Raw genomic sequence first — 18,161 nt, forward strand, 5'->3', positions numbered from 1 at the left:
TTCTATATAAAAAATTTTTTTAAATTAGTAATTATTTATTAATTTATTTTATACATTATTAAAACTATTTTTTCATATTTTATAAAAACTCCAAATTAACTTTAAAGCTTCACCGGGTTCTAAAACTCCAGATCGTGTTTCACGTAAAATTCTTTGAATACTATATTTTTTCATAAAAGGATATTTTTTATGAACTTCATGTAAGAGTGGACAACCAAATCCTTCCATATTTTTAAGACTATAATTTTTATTCAATTTCTTATGCTCCATTTTAGTTGAAGATATGCAAGCTGGCAAATTCAATCTCAAAATTTCATTATTATCACTATACTGTTTTGTAATGCATTGACTACCAGTAGATAACATATCACCAAAAATAATTAAAGGAATATTTTTCTTAATAGAATATTTTAAAACTTCATTTTCAATAACATCAGAACATTTACCACAGGGATGAAAACGACCATTAAAACTTTCTTGAATAATTTCACTATAATCTACAGGAATATAAACTTGAGGGACACTTAAATCGTTTGTAATCTTTTCAATATTTTCTTTAAACTGTTTAGGTAATACAATTGTACCAGGATCAACACTAACAGCAATAGGATTAAAACCCAACATCTTAGCTAAAACAAGAGAAAAACAACTATCAGCACCACCAGATAAAGCAACAACAGCTAAATGTTCATCACTTTCTACAAAATCATGTTCATTAAAATATTTTTCTAAATCAAAACTATAAAGATTATTTAATTTATCCATAATTAATTTACTTAAATTAACTAATGAACTATTTAATTTAGGATAATCTTCACGAAACATTTTCAATGTTTTTAAAGATAAATTTAACCTATACTTTTTAGTTAAAAGATCACTATAACTTTCTACATGAATACTATTAATACTCAAATCTTCACGTAATTTACCTACTACCCATCCACCTTTACCAATCACAGCAGATTTATCAGGTCTATCAGTAGTAATAATCCATAATTCATCTTCTTCTTTATTATAAATAATATCATGAATATTAATAATTATAGGGTCATGACCAATATCTTTTCGAATTTCGTAGATTTTATCTAAAATATATTCCTTAGTAACTTTCAAAATTTTTCCCTCAGTTAATTTAAGACTTATAATAAACTTAATTTTATAATCATATTAAACTTTTTTACAAAATTTTTAAATACTTTGTAATTATATATCATTATCATATTAAAAAAATTATTATCTTTTGATATTTATTTTATTAATTTAATAATTTTTTTTAAAGTCAAAATTTACAATTAATAAAATTAATTTATTTAGGGGAGATTGAAGATAAAATGGCAAAATTCTTTGGAATATTAGGTGAAGAAGATACTACTAATGATAATCCGCAATTAAGTAGAAATAATATCCAATTAGGTGTTAACTATAAAAGATTTAGTAAAGAACCTGTCCTTGGGCAAAATATAGTTATACGATCTAATAGTATTATTTATAATGATGTTATAATTGGGGATGATTTCAAAACAGGTCATAATGTAGTAATACGTGAAAAAACTAACATTGGAAATGATGTTCTCATTGGTACAAATACTGTGATAGAAGGAGAATGTGTAATCGGAAATAATGTAAGTATTCAATCAAACGTGTATATTCCAAGAAACACTATAATTGAAGATAATGTATTCATAGGGCCATGTGCATGTTTTACTAATGATCGGTATCCTATAAGAGTAGATTACAAATTAAAAGGGCCACGAATAAGAAAAGGAGCTTCAATTGGAGCTAACACTACTTTCTTAAGTAATCTTGAAATAGGAGAAGGTGCTATGGTTGCAGCAGGTGCAGTTGTAACCAGAAGTGTTCCTCCATTTTATTTAGCTATAGGAACACCAGCTAAGATAAAACCATTAGCTGCATCATTAAGAGTTAAAAATATTATTTAAAAAAAATTCTTAAAATCTTCCCTTACCTTTTTTTAAATAATTTAATATTTAATTAATAATACTTTTTTTAGAAAAATATATATATTACATTAACTTAAAATTAAGATATTATAACTTTTATAATTACAAACCATAATAAAATTTTTTTTCATAACTAAATATTTAATTTTTAAAAAAAGAAAATGGTTTAATTAATTTAACAATTATAAATTTTTAATTAAAATAAAAGAATAAATATTTCTGGAGTAAAGAACCCTATGATGATAATAAAAGATTGGTGTTCATATTGCGGTGCATGTGCCGGAGTATGTCCTAAAAATTGTATTGAAGTAAAAGAAACTAGTTTAGTTTTTGATGAAGACGAATGTAGTGAAAAATGTGATATCTGTATAAAAACATGTCCTTTACATGCTTTAGAAAAACAATAAAATATTTAGGAGATAATGATACTTATGATTAAAACTGATGTATTAGTAGTAGGATCAGGTCCTGCAGGTTCCTCAGCAGCAAAACATGCAGCAATAGGCGGAGCAGATGTAATATTAATGGATAAAAAAGCAGAAATAGGTGCTCCAAAAAGATGTGCAGAAGGAGTCTCTAAAAATGGATTAAAAAGAGTTGGAGTAGAACCAAACCCAAGTTGGGTAACACGTGAATTAGATGGAGTAAGATTAGTAGCTCCAGATGGAACTGATGTATGGTTAACCAATGATAAAATTGAAATTCCAGAAGCAGGATACATCCTAGAAAGAAAAGTATTCGATAAATACATGGCTATGGATGCAGCAAGAGAAGGAGCAAAAATCTTCATTAAAACCCAAGCAAAAGGTGTAAGAAAAGATGGGGATGGATTTATAGTTACCTGTGAAAAAATGGGTGAACTATTCGAAATAAAATGTAAAATCTTAATAGCAGCAGATGGACCAGAATCACATATCGCAAGATGGGCAGGACTAAAAACAAGCACAAAAGCAAAAGATATGGAATCAGGTATACAATACGAAATGTGTAATGTAAAACTTAAAGATAGAAATGTTATAGAATTCTACTTTGGAAGTGTTGCTCCTGGAGGATATGTATGGATTTTCCCTAAAGAAGATGACATAGCAAACGTAGGATTAGCAGTATTACCAAATGTAGCAGAAAAACCTGCAATAGAATATTTAGATGATTTCGTCGCAAACTGTGATTCATTACAAGAAGCACAACCTGTAGAAATGAATGTTGGTGGAGACCCAGTTGGAGGAATCCATAAAAAAATATATGCAGACAATCTTTTAGTTGTTGGAGATGCAGCAGGACAAGTTAATCCATTAACTGGTGGAGGAATTATCAGTGGAATGACCGGTGGTTTACACGCAGGTAAAGTAGCTGCAAAAGCAATAGAAGAAAAAGATTACAGTGAAAAACGTCTCAAAGAATATGATACAAACTTAAGAGATGCAATCGGTGATGAAATGAAAAAATACTTGAAAGTAAAAGACTACTTACTCAGTTTAAATGATAAAGAATTAAACAGTGTAGCAAATGCTTTCCAAGATATTGAATTTGAAAAAGCAAACACAGAAGAGCTTGTTAAAAATTTAATTAAAGTATCACCAAAAGCTGTATTAAAATTAGGTAAATTATTTTAAACACAAGTAATTTACTTAAAAATATAATTAACCACCATCATTTTTTCTTTTTTTAAAATTTAACATAAAACCCCTCTTTTTTTAAAAATTTTCATGAATTAATTCTATTTGCAAAAATTTTTTATAAATATAATTATAAACATAATTAAATATTTAATTAATAATTAATTCTAAATATTTATAAGTACAATCTAAATTTTAATAAAAATTATAAATTAATGGGAGTAATAAAAAGTATGATTTTAATCACAGGTGGAGCAGGATATATTGGTTCACACATCAATAAATTATTGAACAAAGAAGGATATGATACAATTGTGCTTGATAATTTCTCAAGTGGTAATCAAAATACAGTAAAATGGGGTAAACTTGTAGAAGCAGAATTAAAAGATACTCAAGCACTAAATAAAATTTTCAATAAATATCAAATTGATGGAGTAATACATTGTGCTGCATTTACATCAGTACCTGAAAGTGTTGAATATCCTGCAATGTATTTAAAAAACAATTACCAAAATACTTTAAACTTAATTAAAGTAATGAAACAGAACAATGTTAAAGATTTCATTTTTTCATCAACCTCATCATTATATGGAAATCCTTTAGAAATTCCAATAACTGAAAATGCTCAAACAAAACCAATAAATCCTTATGGACAATCAAAGTTACTAGTTGAAAAAACATTAGAAAATGAATCTAAAAATGGAAACTTAAACTATATCTCATTAAGGTACTTTAATGCATCAGGAGCAGATCCAGAAAGTGAAATAGGTGAAATGCACAATCCCGAAACACACTTAATTCCATTAATCCTTAACACTGCAATGGGAAAACAAAGTTACATTTCAATTTATGGAGAAAATTATAACACTCCAGATGGAACATGTATCAGAGATTATGTACATGTAAACGATATATCCAAAGCACACATATTAGCATTAGAATATTTAAAAGATAAACAGAAATCAAAAATATTCAACCTAGGAAATGGGGAAGGTTTCTCTGTAAAAGAGGTAATTAACACTTGTCAAGAAGTTACAGGAACTACAATTCCAACAATAATTAAATCACCAAGAAAAGGAGATCCAGAAAAATTAGTAGCAGATTCTACTAAAATTAGAAAAGAACTAAATTGGAAACCGGAATATGATACATTAAATAAAATTGTGGAAACAGCATGGAATTGGCATAAAAAACAATAAGAAATGAAGGATTAATTAAAATGGAAGATGAAAACAATTTTAATATAAATGAAATTTCACAAGAATTAGAAAACCAAAATGATGAAGAAAAATATCAATATTCAGAAGAATCTCATGATTATGAAAAAAACATTTTAGATGTTAAAATTATTGTAAAAGATTTAGATGCTGCTGAAATTTTAATTAAAGCAGTAAATAATATGCACTTAATAGACAATTATAATATGTCTGTATCTTCAATAATACCAACCAAAGATATAAATTCAGTAAAAGAATCCATAATAGGTGCAGATTTAATATTAATCTCAATCGATTTAACATCTGAAGGAAAAGAACAATTCATTAATCAATACAAAGAATTAAAAACAAATTATAATTATGTGGAATATTTAATATTCTCAAATGCTAATGGAAATGAATTTATAGAACCCTCAAAAGTAGAACATGAAATTCATAATAGTATAATTAGAGCATCCCTAACTTCTATACTGAATAGAGAAGACATTAGTGAAATTCAAAAAGAATTATATGATTTAAAAATAGATTATGGAAAATTAATTAAAACTAATGAACAATTAAATTTAGAGAATGCTAATGCAATAAATTATTCAAAAGAATTAACTGATAATAATCAAAGTTTAAAAGAAGAAATACAAAGCTTAGAAAATACATTAGATGATATTAAATCTGAGTACAGTAATTTCAAATCAAAATTTGCAAATATATACACAAAAGATTTATTAGAAGTATTCAACCTTAAAGAATTATGGCAAGAATCATTTGATGAAATATTAACAAAAGAAGATAAAGTAATTTATGCAACAAACAATTTTAAACCATTAAATATAATTGTAGGTCAAGGTTTTATAGTTGCAAAAACTAAAGATGAAGCAATTGATTGGTTAAAAATAATTAGAACAACCTTAATATTTTTAGAAAATAATGAAAATTTACAAAACGATTTAAATCATAATATGGATACTAAAAATCAAAATATTGATAATTCAATCAGTGATGGAAATGAAAATAATAATGATGAATATGATATGTCAAATTTTCAAAACCTTTGGGATTAAGAAATAAATAAAATATTATATATTATGAATAACTAAAGATTTAATTAATTATAAATATTTTTTAATTTTTTTTATAACTACGGAGACTATAAATTGCGAGATAAATGTGGGATTATGGGGATACACTCAACAAATAAAGACTTTGATGTATCTTCATTAATTTATTATGGATTATATGCTTTACAACATAGAGGTCAAGAATCAGCAGGAATAGCTACTTTTAATCATGATTCTGGCTTAAATTATTACTGTGGAATGGGTTTATTAACTGATGTTTTTAAAGATGATCAAATCAAAAATTTAGTTGGAAATGTTGGTATTGGACATGTACGTTACTCAACAACAGGTAAATCAAAACTTGAAAACTCACAACCATTTGTAACAGACTTTGATGATGGATTCATTTCAATAGCTCATAATGGAGATATAGTTAATTCAGCTAGATTGAGAAAAGAATTAATCCAAGATGGTTATGAATTCCAATCAGATACTGATTCTGAAGTATTATGTTATCTTATTAAAAGAGAACATGAAAAAAATGATAACATTATAGAAGTATTAGAAACTATTTCAAAAGATATTGTAGGATCTTACTCATTAACAATACTTATAAACAATGACTTATATATAATTCGAGATCCAAGAGCAATAAAACCATTAGTTCTTGGTAAAAAAGATAATGTATATATAGCAGCTTCTGAAACTGTTGCATTAGATGTTATTAATGCAGAGTATATACGTGATTTAGAACCTGGTGAAATAGTATACTTTGATGGTGATGAAGTTAAAAGTCATATTTTAAAAATAGCAGGAAAATTCCCACTTGCAAGATGTATGTTTGAATATGTTTATTTTGCAAGACCTGATAGTATTATAGATGGTAAAACAGTTTATGAGGTTCGTAAAAAGATAGGTGAAAAACTTTATGAAGAATATCCTATTGATGATGCAGATGTTGTAATGCCAGTACCTGATTCATCTATACCTGCGGCTATTGGATATTCACGGGCTTCTGGAATACCTTATGCTGAAGGTTTAATTAAAAATCGTTATGTTGGACGAACATTTATCATGCCAACTCAAGAAGAACGAGAAATGGCAGTTAAATTAAAAGTAAACCCCTTAGCTTCAGAATTAAAAGATAAAAAAATAGTTTTAATTGATGATAGTATAGTTAGAGGAACAACTTCAGAATCATTAATTGATGTGTTAAAAGCTTCTGGGGCAAAAGAAGTTCATTTAATGATAGGTTGCCCGCCAGTTATAAGTCCTTGTTATTATGGTGTAGCAATGGCTACAAAAAAGGAATTAATTGCTGCAAATTTTTCTGTTGAAGAAATCCGACAAAAATTAGGGGCTGAAACTTTAGGATATATCACTATTGAAGATTTAATAGATGCTATAGGATTTGATAGGGAAGAATTATGCTTAGGTTGTATAACTGAAGAATATCCTACTTGTATTCCAGATACAGCTACTCCAGAATCTTATTATAAATTTTAAAATTTAAATGGAATTTTCAGATTCTATTTATTCACAATTTTTTTAAATATTTTTCTATTTAAATATTAATTTCTTTTTTCAAATAAATTTCTTTTTCAATAATTTAATATTCTTTTATAAGTTTACAAAAAAATAATTTAAGGTAAGTATTAAAAATGGTAGAATTATTAGCACCTGCAGGAAATTTCACAAGCTTATCTGCAGCATTAAAAAATGGGGCAGACTCAATTTACATTGGATTAGAAGGTGTAAATATGAGAGTAAATGCAAACAATTTCACAATTAAAGACATAAAAAAAGTTGCAGAAATTGTTAAAGAATATAATAGTAAATTATATGTTTGCACTAACATTATTATGAAAGACAAAGATATTAATTTAATGAAAAAACAATTGCCTATTATTAAAGAAGCTGGTGCTGATGGAGTAATTTTATCTGATTTAGGATTAATCCATTCTGTAGTAGAAAATGATTTAGAAGCTCATTTAAGTGTTCAAGAAAACACTACTAATTTAGAAACATTAAAAATTTTAAATGAATTAGGAGTCAAAAGGGCTATACTTTCAAGAGAACTAAATCTAAATGAAATTTCTCAATTAGCACATAAATCCCCTATAGAAACAGAGATATTTATTCATGGAGCTATGTGTATGGCTATTAGTGGTAGATGTTTTTTAAGTTATGGATTGTATAATAGAAGTGCAAACTGTGGGGATTGTCTTCAACCTTGTAGAAAAGAATGGAAATTAACTTATGAGGGAAATAATAATTTAAATGTTAAAAACACAACAGAATGTGAAGATGAATCTTTTATAATAACACAAGCATATGATAACTCATATCACACTAATTTTTTCTCACCTAAAGATATGGCATTAATTGAACATATACCTGAAATAATGAAAACAGGTGTTGATTCTTTTAAAATTGAAGGAAGAGCAAGATCTCCTGATTATGTTGCAACAGCTACAAAAGTTTATCGTGAAGCAATAGACTCCTATAACAGTGGAAGCTATGAATATAAACCTTTATGGGTGGAAGAATTGAATAAAGTATTTAATAGGGGATTTGACACAGGATTCTACTTTAAAATACCTTACACTCAAAGTCAAGATAATCAATCTAAATACATTAAAAAAGATATTGGTAAAGTCGTAAATTATTATAATAAAATACATGTTGTTGAGCTAAAAATTTGGGACGATTTACATTTGGGTGATGAAATAATGATTCAAGGACCAACAACAGGTTCAATAACTCATAAAATAAGTTCAATGCAAATAAATAAAAAACCTATACAAACTGCTTATAAAGGTCAAAATGTAGCAATATTAATACCTGAAAAATTACGAGAAAGTGATTATGTATATAAATTAATTAAAAGAGAATAATTAGGAGGTTTAAGTTTGAAAAAACAGAAAAAAATAGCAATATATGGAAAAGGTGGAATAGGAAAATCAACAACAGTAGCTAATATATCTGCCGCATACAGTCAACAAGGAAAAAATTTAATGGTTATTGGTTGTGATCCTAAAGCAGATACTACAAGAACATTATATGGTAAAAGAATACCTACTGTAGTTAGTACATTAAAAGATAATCATAAACCAAAAATTGATGATTTAGTTTTCACAGGTTATAATGGGATAAAATGTGTGGAAAGTGGAGGTCCTGAACCTGGAGTTGGATGTGCTGGACGGGGCGTTATTGTTGCAATGAAACGTTTAGAAAACGTTGGTGCATTCAATGAAGATTTAGATATTATATTTTATGATGTTCTTGGAGATGTAGTATGTGGAGGATTCTCAGTGCCTTTACGAGAAGATTATGCTGATGAAGTTTTCATAGTATCCTCAGGTGAATACATGTCATTATATGCTGCAAATAACATTTCTCGAGGAATTAAAAAATTACATGGTAATCTTGCAGGTATAATCTGTAATTGTAGAAATATACCTAATGAAGAGAATATTGTTAAATTATTTGCTGAAAAGATAGGTACTAAGATAATTGGAACAATCCATAGAAGTAATCTCATACAACAAAGTGAATTAGATGCTAAAACAGTTGTTGAAAAATATCCTGAATCCGAAGAAGCAGAAGAATACAATGATTTAGCTTTAAAAATATTAAATAATAATGATTATATAGTGCCTGAACCATTAAATGATGAAGAATTCGAAAACTTTTTTAAACAATTTATTTAATTATAAAATTTTACTTTTTTTAGAAAACTATTTTAATACTTACTAACAAAAAAATATTATAAGTATGCATAATAAATATTAGGAAAGTATAAAACATGTTAAACAAGTTATTAGATGATGATTATGATTATAAAACATTTATTAATTATCCTCTTGTTAATAAATTAAAAAAATATTCTATTTTAATAACAATTATAACCTTAATAATTTTTTTAGCCGTGATTTTCTTAAATATTTTGTTACATTTACCAAATAAAAATTTTTTAATATTTAACACTACATTTTTTTCACTATTCTGTATTGGGTTTTTATTAGTAGCTAATAAAGAAAATCATCATAAAAAGTATTTAAATAATTTTTCTAAACTATTTCTTGCTTTAATGATTTTAAATACAAGTATTTTTCTTTTATCTTTATTAAATTTAATTAATTTATCTTTTTATTTTCAATTTGGTAAATTAATGTTATTATTTATTATATTAAATTATATTGGGATTATCTTCCTTTTATATTCATTAATCTATAAAAAATATTATGCTTTTGCACAATTTTTGGCTTTACTTTTAATTGTTGGAAGATTTGTTGCTTTTGCAATAAATTATGTAAATATTAACCTTAATGGTATGGTTTTATTATTTACTTTATCCTCTTATTTAATAATTTCATTTTTATTCTTAGCTTATACTCCTGATAAAGGATTTATGAAACATTTAAATCTTAAAACTAAAAACAGTGTATTTGGAAGGAATATATTTATAATAGGTAATATTTTTGTTTTAGTACTTACAGTAATCTTAATCATTAAATCTGCATGGTTTACTTTTTTATCAAATGAATTATTCTTAATATTATCTTCAGTATTATTCTTAATATTTTTAGTTTTTTATTATATTAATCATATTACTTATGCTGAGTTTAACCATATTCAATCAGAAGAAGAAGCAGAAAAAAAAACAAGTATTATTTGAAGATATAATACAGTATACTATTGAAGGGGTCATGGTTTTAAATGAAGAAGATCAAATTGTTTATGCAAATGATATTTACTATGAATTTAGGGGTTTTGATGAAAATATTATTGGTTTAAATTATTTCACAGAATTTGATGGGCTTGTTAAAAATCATGCTTTAGAAGTAAAAAAATCTTTGAAACCTCATTTCTTTGAATTTAGTCATAAATCTCAAAATATTGATAGAAATTTTAATGGATGGGTAATACCTTTTATTAAAAATGATAAATTTGATGGTGTTGTTATAACAACTTTTGATATATCTGAATCTATTGAAAAACAATCAGCTCTTAAAAAAAGTATTAAAGAAAGGAATGCTCTTTTAACTGAGGTTCATCATCGTGTTAAGAATAATATGCAAATTATTATCAGTTTATTAAGTATTCAATCTCATAAAATCGATAATTTAGAAGCTAAAGAAGCTATTTTTCAGACTCAATCTCGTGTTCGTAGTATGGCTTTAGTTCATGAGAATTTATATAAAAATCTAAATTTTGAGGATATGGATATTTTTGATTATATAAATGATTTAGTTCGTGAGATTAAAGGAAGTTATATTACTTCTAAAAAGATTACCTTTAAAATGGATTTAGTTAAGACATATATAAATTTAGATATTGCTATTTCTCTTGGTTTAATTATTAATGAACTTTTAACCAATAGTATTAAGTATGCTTTTGAAGGTCGTGATGAAGGAACAGTTTGGGTTAAGTTAAGTGAGAATGATGGTTTATTTACTTTAATTATTGAAGATGATGGTATTGGCATTAATAATTCTGTAAGTAAAGGTACTGGTATAGGTTCTACTTTAATTAATAGTTTGGTTGCTCAAATTGAAGGAACATATGCGATTGAAAGTAAGAATGGAACTAAAGTTTCTATAACTTTTAAAAATAAAGTTTAATTAATTATAATTCTATTTTTTTCATTGTAGTTTTTTTTAAAATATTTTAAGTCATGGTAATTCATATTAAGATTATTAAATGTGTTTTTAACATTTTCATTTGCATCTTCATAATTTTTAAAATAGATTAAATGACTGTTGCATTTACAATCAGAGCATCCAAATTTTGGTATTCCCGCTCCTTTTTTGCTGATTCTTTGGGCTAGTTTGCATTCAATTTTATTGTTAGAAATATTGAATAAGACTTCTTCAATTTTAGTATTTTTATTTTGTAATAAGTAATCTATATGCCAATGTAATTTTTTTTCTTGAGATAAATGTCTTTTAATTCTAGGAATTAATGAATTCATTGCAGATCCTATATAAACATAATATCCTTTGTTGAATTTTAAATTAGAGTATAAATTACCTATTTTAATATTTTCCTCTTTTTTTAAATATATAATTAAACAATAAGAACCTTTTAATGGCATAGTTTTCCTCTTTTAAAAAATATTTATTAAAACTTTTGGCTTTTAAGAACTTTTTATTTTTTTCTATTTAATATTTTTTTATAGTAAAGTCTTTATTTTTATTTAGTAATCTATATATCCGATTAGTAAAATGTAATTTTAAGTTAATACTTCTATTTTAATACTATTTACCTTTCATATTTTTTTATTTAATCAATAAACTTATGATTTAATGAATTATAAAATTGAAATTAATGTTTAAATTTTTCTAGGGATATGTTAATGGTTTTGTCTTAGTTAAATATAAATAATATTCAAAGATAAAAATTAATATTATATTACAAAATTTTTTCCTAATAAATTGGAGATAAACAAGTTGTTTAAATATACTAAAGATGAGGAATATGAAAAATATTTGACAGGGTTAGTTGATCAAGTTTATGTTAATAATTTAAAAAAATTAAGTAAACTATTATTTTCACTAATTATTTTAATAATTGTAGTGGGCATGGTTTTTAACTCATATTTTATAACAGATATTAATTTTTTTCATCGGTTTATGATAGAAAGTTCCTTTTTTCTTTGTTTTTCTGTAACTGCATTTTTATCCATTTCAAAATTTAGGGAAAAATATGGAATGTTAATTAAAGGATTATTTTTCTTAACTATGCTTTTATTTATAATATTTTTTGCATATATCATTTTAATTAATCCAAGTTTTATTCTTAGAATTTCTAATATAATTTATGGCTTATGTTTATTTTCCTTATTGATTTTATTATATTTAACATTTAAACAGAAATATTTTAAGGGATCACAAGTCTTATCATTTATAGTGCTTGTAATCGGGATTATTGGATTTTTCTTTTACTCACAACCAGGTATGGATAACCATTATTATGCTTTACGTGCTTTAGTAACCTACTTTATGTTAGGTTTTGCTTTTTTATTAATACATCCAGATGAAGGTTTAATGAGAATATTTTGTTTAAATAACTTGAGCAGTCGTTTTGGAAGATACTTTTTAAGCATATTTTCTATAATAATGTTTTCAATATTACTATTTATTTACCCTATTGTTAACCATACCAATTATATGATACTTAATGAGATTCCATTTGAAGGATTAATAGCTTCTATTTTACTATTTGTATTCTATTTATTAATTTTCTTATTTGTAATTAGCATCAATAAAAAGGATATTAATAGATTAATTTTAAAGATGAAATCTGATAAAAGGGAAAAATTTTTTGAAAGATTAATAGATTATACAAATGATATGGTTTTAGTGACTGATTCAAATCATATTATGACTTATGCAAATTCTAAATTATTTGAAATATTAAAATTAGATAAAGATAATTTATTAGGTAAAAACTTTATTAATTTTTCTCCTGAATTGTTTATAAAAAAACATTTATATTTAAAATCTTGTAAAAATTTAACAACAGAATTTGTTGAATCTCATAAGGTTACAATTGATGGTAATGATTTATATTTAAGTGGTTATATAATACCAATTTTAAAAGATGGTAATTTCAATGGTACTATAAATGTTATTGTTAATATGACAGATATTGAAAAAGATGAAAGTAATCTCAGGTCTTCCTTAAAATTATTAAATGTATTGTTAACTGAGGTTCATCATCGTGTTAAGAATAATATGCAAATAATTATAAGTTTGCTTAACTTACAAAAGTATCAAATTAAAGATGAAAATGTGATAAATGTATTGAATGATAGTCAATCACGTATTAAAGCAATTTCATTAGTTCATGAAAACCTTTACATGTCAGGACAATTTTCAGAAATAAATATTAAAGATTATATTGACTTATTAATTGTTGAAGTTAAAAATCATTACAGTAATATTCCTAATTTGGCAATTAATAATAATGTTGAAGATAAATTTATTTGTTTAGATAATGCTGTGCCTTTAGGTTTAATAATTAATGAGCTATTAAATAATTCTATAATATGTGGATTTAATAATGGCGAGTATTTAAAAGAAAAAAATATTCAAGGAGTAATTGATGTAGATCTATTTCAGAATGATAATAATAAAATCATATTAAAAGTTAAAGATAATGGTAGAGGTTTTAATTTATCTAATAAAGATTTAAATATTAGTATAGAACTAATGAATGCTTTATCCAGTCAATTATCTGCAGAATATGAGATAGTGGAAAATAATGGTGTTGAATTTATTTTCATAATGCCCCAAATTTAAGCTGTGATCTTAATGAATGATTATAATTTTAAAATTCGTACAAAAGGCCATAAGAATGTGACTAGTAAACATAAATCTACTTTTGAAATAACAAAAGATTCAGAAATTGGTAAAACTGCTGATTGTATTATAGGAGTTAAAATGGATAAATCATTACTAGATTTTCCAGACGATTTTAAAGAAAAAATTAGAGATTCTAATACTCAAATTATTATGAAACTTAAAACAATTCATGGTTTTGATGAAATTCAAGGTTATGGAGATGAAAAACTTACATTAAATCATCCTACAGATATTGTATGTAGAAAAAGTAATTATACTTGTAATAGAACTTTAATGGTTAATGCAAATAAAGCATCTTGTGATTTAAATGCAGATCTTATTGATGATTTAAGTAATGGAGAGCTTATGGATGTTGAAATTATTTTAAAATAATTTTAAATATATAATGGTTAAGTTTAAATACTTTAATAGGTAAATAATTAATTACTGTATTATTTATTTTTAATAATGCGGGGGTGGTCGAGTGGTCAAAGGCGATAGGTTGAGGGCCTATTGGGTTAGTCCCTTCGCGGGTTCAAGTCCCGTCTCCCGCACTCATACTTTTTTAATTTAACTCAAAAAAAATCTATTTTTAATAAAAAAATTTCTAGTTTTTCTAAAAAATATTTCTTAATCTAATTTTTTCACAATTTAATTTATCAAATTTTATATATTTTAAAAAATAAAAATAACTTAAATTATAAACTAATAATATTTAATAAATAGTTTAATTTTGGAAAAAACTTTTAATTTGAAAAAAATAATTAATTTTCCCAATAAAAATAATTAGAATAATTTATTCAGGAGGTAATATATTTGAAAGCAGTTATACCAGCAGCAGGTTTAGGAACAAGATTTTTACCAGCTACTAAAGCTCAACCTAAAGAAATGTTACCAGTTTATGATAAACCAACAATACAATATGTTATAGAAGAAGCAGTTGCATCTGGAATAGATGATATAATTATCGTAACAGGTAAAGGTAAACGAACTATAGAAGATCATTTTGATAGGTCATTTGAACTTGAACATCACTTAAGAGAAAGAGGTAAAATAGATTATCTTGAACAAATTAAAGCAATTAGTGACTTAGCAGATATTTATTACGTTAGACAAAAAAAACAAAAAGGATTAGGTCATGCGATTTACTGTGCTGAAAAACATATAGGTGATGAACCTTTTGCTGTAATGTTAGGTGATACTATTACAAGAGGCAAAATTCCATGCACACAACAATTAATAAATGTTTATAGAAAATATAATTCTTCTGCAATATCTGTTGAAAAAGTGCCTCAAAATAAAATTGAAAGATATGGTATTATAGATGGAAACCAAGTGGAAAATAATGTGTATGAAATTAATAATTTAGTTGAAAAACCATCAATCAAAGAAGCACCAAGTAATCTTGCTATAATGGGTCGTTACTTATTAACTTCAAATATTTTTGAGGCAATAGAAGAAACTCAACCTGGTAAAGGCGGTGAAATACAATTAACTGATGCTTTATCAAAACTAAATAAAGTTTATGGTGCTGTCTATGATGGTAAATCTTATGATATAGGGAATCGTTTAGAATGGTTAGAAACATCATTGAAATTTGCAATGGATGATCCAGAAGCAAAAGACGATTTAACCAATTATATAAAAAATGACTTATTCAAAAATAACGATTGATGGTAATAATTATGGCTAATGAATCAATGAGTTCACTAAAACAAGAATTGGACATTACAAAACGGAAACTTCAAAATACAAACCAATTATATCAGCAAGTAAAAGACAGAAACTCTTACATACAAAAAAGAATGTCCCAATTGGTTGAAGAGAAAAATAGCGTTCAAGAAGAACTCCTAAAATATCAAGCAATGGATTTAAAATTAAAAAGTAAAGAAGTTGTAAAATTTAGAATTGATTTCAATAAAATGAAACATAGGACAAAGGTTACAAAAAATTTATTAGATGAGCAAAGACAAGATAATATAAATTTTAACCTTAAATTAGCCAAATGTGATAAAAATATTAAAGAATTATTCCAAATTATAGATGAAATAAGTGAAAACATTGATGATTTAATTGATGAGAATTACTTATTAAAAGATTTAATAATAGATTACCAATATCAAAGTTTATGGGATTATTTAAGTAATAAAAAACCTGAAAACTTAGTAAAATATGAAGAAACCGTTAGAGATGACAGTGAAATATCTAATATTTATAAAAAATAATTAAATTAATAAAAAAATGAGGGGAATTAAATAATGGAAACTCAAAGAATTTTAGTAACTGGTGGAAGTGGATTTATAGGAACTAATTTAGTAAATGAACTCCGAAGTAGAGGACATGAAGTATTAGCATGTGATTTATTACACCATGAAGGGGAAGCAGATTTATACAGTGACTCATATTCAGATTATGTTCGTGGAGATGTTAGAAGTTATCGTCAAATGGAACGTATATTCGATGATAATTATGATTTTGATTATGTATATCATTTAGCTGCAGAATATGGAAGATGGAATGGTGAAGCATACTATGAAAACCTTTGGCAAACAAATGTAATGGGATTAAAAAATATGATCCGTTTACAAGAAAAATTAGGTTTCCGTATGATAAGTTTCTCTTCAGCAGAAGTTTATGGAGATTATGATGGAATTATGACTGAAGATGTAATGACAAATAATCCAATTGCAGATACTTACCAAATGAATGATTATGCAATCAGTAAATGGGCTGGAGAATTAATGGTAATGAATTCCGCAACAATGTTTAACACTGAAACCGTAAGAGTAAGACCAGTAAACTGTTATGGTCCTCATGAAGCTTATTCACCTTATAAAGGATTTATTCCAATATTTATTTATAAGGCATTACATGGTTTACCTTACAGTGTACATATGGGGCATAAAAGAATAATTGATTATGTGGATGATACTGTAAATACTTTTGCTAATATAGTGGATAATTTTATTCCTGGAGAAGTATATAATGTTGGAAGTAAACAAGAATGGGAAAGAGATATTAAACAATACTCTGATATGGTTTTAGATGCATGTGGAGTGGATGATTCTCTTATAACTTACACTGAACCTGAAGCTTTCACTACTAAAGTTAAAACTATTGATTTCAGCAAAGCAATTCGTGATTTAAAACATAATCCTCAAATACCTCCTGAAGAAGGTATTAAAAGAACAGTTGATTGGATGAAATATTATTATAGAATTGAATAAAATCTTTTTAATTAAATAATGATTTTCAAATGGAGATTTGGTAAATTTGGTTAAATCGATAGCTATTATTCCAGCATTTAATGAAGAAATTGCAATAGGTTCAGTTATTTTAAGAACCCTTCAATATATTGATGATGTTTTGGTTATAGATGATGGTAGTGAAGATAAAACAAAACAAACAGCATTATTAGCTGGAGCTCATGTATTAACTCATCCTGTTAATTATGGTAAAGGTATAGCTTTAAAATCAGGTTTTGATTATGTTTCCGATTTAGGTTATGATGTTATAATCACTATTGATGCTGATGGTCAACATAATCCTGATGAAATTCCAGAATTAATAAAACCTGTAATTGAAGATGGAGTGGATTTAGTTAATGGTAGTAGATATTTAAATGGGCATGAAGAAAACACTCCAGCTTATCGTAGGGTAGGTCAACAAGTATTAGATCATGCAACTAATATTTCTGCTGGAATTCATGTAACAGATTCACAAAGTGGATTCAGAGCATTCAGTAATAGGGCTTTGTCTTGTTTCAGATTCAATGATCCAGGATTTGGTATTGAAAGTGAAATGTTAGCAGATGCATCTGATAATGGATTAAAGATTAGTGAAGTACCTATAACTGTTAGATATGATGTTAATAGTTCAACTAAAAATCCAGTAACTCATGGAGTAGGTGTGCTCTTAAAAATTGGTAAAGATAAAGTTGAAAGAACATTAAAAAAATAAA

Annotated in this window: 18 protein-coding genes and 1 tRNA gene; 17 read left to right on the top strand and 2 right to left on the bottom strand. The window is 25.7% G+C overall.

The window, feature by feature from the left end; genetic code table 11:
- Positions 1 to 72: 72 nt before the first annotated feature.
- Complete coding sequence (locus tag BP769_RS07485; RefSeq protein ID WP_413862356.1) at positions 73 to 1,113, bottom strand: ATPase; 1,041 nt, start codon at positions 1,111 to 1,113, stop codon at positions 73 to 75.
- A gap of 218 nt (positions 1,114 to 1,331) precedes the next feature.
- Between BP769_RS07485 and BP769_RS07490 the strand changes: the two genes are divergently transcribed.
- From BP769_RS07490 to BP769_RS07535, 10 genes are all read left to right on the top strand, one after another.
- Positions 1,332 to 1,940, top strand: a complete 609-nt coding sequence (locus tag BP769_RS07490) for an acyltransferase (RefSeq protein ID WP_413825998.1) — start codon at positions 1,332 to 1,334, stop codon at positions 1,938 to 1,940.
- 260 nt (positions 1,941 to 2,200) lie between these two features.
- Positions 2,201 to 2,368 carry a 4Fe-4S binding protein gene (locus BP769_RS07495; RefSeq protein WP_413826127.1) on the top strand — a complete coding sequence of 56 codons (168 nt, stop codon included), beginning with the start codon at positions 2,201 to 2,203 and terminating at the stop codon, positions 2,366 to 2,368.
- A gap of 24 nt (positions 2,369 to 2,392) precedes the next feature.
- Positions 2,393 to 3,574: an NAD(P)/FAD-dependent oxidoreductase gene (locus BP769_RS07500; RefSeq protein WP_413825995.1), complete on the top strand. Its 1,182-nt coding sequence runs from the start codon at positions 2,393 to 2,395 to the stop codon at positions 3,572 to 3,574.
- Between the two features lie 236 nt (positions 3,575 to 3,810).
- A complete protein-coding gene (galE, locus tag BP769_RS07505) occupies positions 3,811 to 4,776 on the top strand; it encodes a UDP-glucose 4-epimerase GalE (protein ID WP_413862358.1) in 966 nt (321 codons plus the stop codon).
- Positions 4,777 to 4,796: 20 nt separating this feature from the next.
- Positions 4,797 to 5,852: a hypothetical protein gene (locus BP769_RS07510; protein ID WP_413825991.1), complete on the top strand. Its 1,056-nt coding sequence runs from the start codon at positions 4,797 to 4,799 to the stop codon at positions 5,850 to 5,852.
- Between the two features lie 114 nt (positions 5,853 to 5,966).
- Positions 5,967 to 7,355 carry an amidophosphoribosyltransferase gene (gene purF, locus BP769_RS07515; protein WP_413826125.1) on the top strand — a complete coding sequence of 463 codons (1,389 nt, stop codon included), beginning with the start codon at positions 5,967 to 5,969 and terminating at the stop codon, positions 7,353 to 7,355.
- A gap of 155 nt (positions 7,356 to 7,510) precedes the next feature.
- On the top strand, positions 7,511 to 8,746 hold the full coding sequence (locus tag BP769_RS07520) for a U32 family peptidase (RefSeq protein WP_413825988.1): 1,236 nt from the start codon (positions 7,511 to 7,513) through the stop codon (positions 8,744 to 8,746).
- A gap of 15 nt (positions 8,747 to 8,761) precedes the next feature.
- Complete coding sequence (gene cfbC, locus BP769_RS07525) at positions 8,762 to 9,562, top strand: Ni-sirohydrochlorin a,c-diamide reductive cyclase ATP-dependent reductase subunit (RefSeq protein ID WP_413825985.1); 801 nt, start codon at positions 8,762 to 8,764, stop codon at positions 9,560 to 9,562.
- A gap of 461 nt (positions 9,563 to 10,023) precedes the next feature.
- A complete protein-coding gene (locus BP769_RS07530; protein WP_413828693.1) occupies positions 10,024 to 10,530 on the top strand; it encodes a hypothetical protein in 507 nt (168 codons plus the stop codon).
- A gap of 31 nt (positions 10,531 to 10,561) precedes the next feature.
- Positions 10,562 to 11,476, top strand: coding sequence for a sensor histidine kinase (locus tag BP769_RS07535; RefSeq protein ID WP_413825980.1), 915 nt, complete (start codon positions 10,562 to 10,564; stop codon positions 11,474 to 11,476).
- Here the strand turns inward: BP769_RS07535 and BP769_RS07540 are convergent.
- The gene (locus BP769_RS07540) at positions 11,473 to 11,949 is read right to left on the bottom strand and encodes a GIY-YIG nuclease family protein (RefSeq protein WP_413825978.1); all 477 of its coding nucleotides are present in this window, start codon (positions 11,947 to 11,949) and stop codon (positions 11,473 to 11,475) included. The genes BP769_RS07535 and BP769_RS07540 overlap by 4 nt on opposite strands.
- Before the next feature lie 616 nt (positions 11,950 to 12,565).
- Between BP769_RS07540 and BP769_RS07545 the strand changes: the two genes are divergently transcribed.
- From BP769_RS07545 to BP769_RS07575, 7 genes are all read left to right on the top strand, one after another.
- Positions 12,566 to 14,158: a sensor histidine kinase gene (locus tag BP769_RS07545; RefSeq protein WP_413828695.1), complete on the top strand. Its 1,593-nt coding sequence runs from the start codon at positions 12,566 to 12,568 to the stop codon at positions 14,156 to 14,158.
- 12 nt (positions 14,159 to 14,170) lie between these two features.
- Positions 14,171 to 14,593, top strand: coding sequence for a DUF371 domain-containing protein (locus BP769_RS07550; RefSeq protein ID WP_409197690.1), 423 nt, complete (start codon positions 14,171 to 14,173; stop codon positions 14,591 to 14,593).
- Between the two features lie 77 nt (positions 14,594 to 14,670).
- Positions 14,671 to 14,754: transfer RNA gene (locus BP769_RS07555), tRNA-Leu, on the top strand.
- A gap of 262 nt (positions 14,755 to 15,016) precedes the next feature.
- Positions 15,017 to 15,874: a UTP--glucose-1-phosphate uridylyltransferase GalU gene (gene galU, locus BP769_RS07560; RefSeq protein WP_413825972.1), complete on the top strand. Its 858-nt coding sequence runs from the start codon at positions 15,017 to 15,019 to the stop codon at positions 15,872 to 15,874.
- A gap of 11 nt (positions 15,875 to 15,885) precedes the next feature.
- A complete protein-coding gene (locus tag BP769_RS07565; RefSeq protein WP_413825970.1) occupies positions 15,886 to 16,425 on the top strand; it encodes a hypothetical protein in 540 nt (179 codons plus the stop codon).
- A 33-nt stretch (positions 16,426 to 16,458) separates the two neighbouring features.
- Positions 16,459 to 17,427 (top strand): NAD-dependent epimerase/dehydratase family protein, encoded by a 969-nt coding sequence (locus tag BP769_RS07570; protein WP_413862360.1) that lies wholly within the window; start codon positions 16,459 to 16,461, stop codon positions 17,425 to 17,427.
- A 46-nt stretch (positions 17,428 to 17,473) separates the two neighbouring features.
- Complete coding sequence (locus tag BP769_RS07575; protein ID WP_413825964.1) at positions 17,474 to 18,160, top strand: glycosyltransferase family 2 protein; 687 nt, start codon at positions 17,474 to 17,476, stop codon at positions 18,158 to 18,160.
- The last annotated feature ends 1 nt before the right edge of the window (position 18,161 follow it).

This window comes from Methanobrevibacter sp. UBA417, assembly GCF_002508845.1.
GTDB classification, from domain to species: Archaea; Methanobacteriota; Methanobacteria; order Methanobacteriales; family Methanobacteriaceae; genus Methanobrevibacter_A; species Methanobrevibacter_A acididurans.

What these genes read in the sequence shown, in the direction of transcription:
- BP769_RS07550 (WP_409197690.1), top strand. Translation starts at nt 14,171, where the DNA reads ATGAATGATTATAATTTTAAAATTCGTACAAAAGGCCATAAGAATGTG.
- BP769_RS07545 (WP_413828695.1), top strand. Translation starts at nt 12,566, where the DNA reads ATGTTAATTAAAGGATTATTTTTCTTAACTATGCTTTTATTTATAATA.
- BP769_RS07540 (WP_413825978.1), bottom strand. Translation starts at nt 11,949, where the DNA reads ATGCCATTAAAAGGTTCTTATTGTTTAATTATATATTTAAAAAAAGAG.
- BP769_RS07495 (WP_413826127.1), top strand. Translation starts at nt 2,201, where the DNA reads ATGATAATAAAAGATTGGTGTTCATATTGCGGTGCATGTGCCGGAGTA.
- BP769_RS07565 (WP_413825970.1), top strand. Translation starts at nt 15,886, where the DNA reads ATGGCTAATGAATCAATGAGTTCACTAAAACAAGAATTGGACATTACA.
- BP769_RS07520 (WP_413825988.1), top strand. Translation starts at nt 7,511, where the DNA reads ATGGTAGAATTATTAGCACCTGCAGGAAATTTCACAAGCTTATCTGCA.
- galE (WP_413862358.1), top strand. Translation starts at nt 3,811, where the DNA reads ATGATTTTAATCACAGGTGGAGCAGGATATATTGGTTCACACATCAAT.
- BP769_RS07530 (WP_413828693.1), top strand. Translation starts at nt 10,024, where the DNA reads ATGTTATTATTTATTATATTAAATTATATTGGGATTATCTTCCTTTTA.
- BP769_RS07535 (WP_413825980.1), top strand. Translation starts at nt 10,562, where the DNA reads ATGGTTTTAAATGAAGAAGATCAAATTGTTTATGCAAATGATATTTAC.
- purF (WP_413826125.1), top strand. Translation starts at nt 5,967, where the DNA reads ATGGGGATACACTCAACAAATAAAGACTTTGATGTATCTTCATTAATT.
- BP769_RS07570 (WP_413862360.1), top strand. Translation starts at nt 16,459, where the DNA reads ATGGAAACTCAAAGAATTTTAGTAACTGGTGGAAGTGGATTTATAGGA.
- BP769_RS07490 (WP_413825998.1), top strand. Translation starts at nt 1,332, where the DNA reads ATGGCAAAATTCTTTGGAATATTAGGTGAAGAAGATACTACTAATGAT.
- BP769_RS07500 (WP_413825995.1), top strand. Translation starts at nt 2,393, where the DNA reads ATGATTAAAACTGATGTATTAGTAGTAGGATCAGGTCCTGCAGGTTCC.
- BP769_RS07510 (WP_413825991.1), top strand. Translation starts at nt 4,797, where the DNA reads ATGGAAGATGAAAACAATTTTAATATAAATGAAATTTCACAAGAATTA.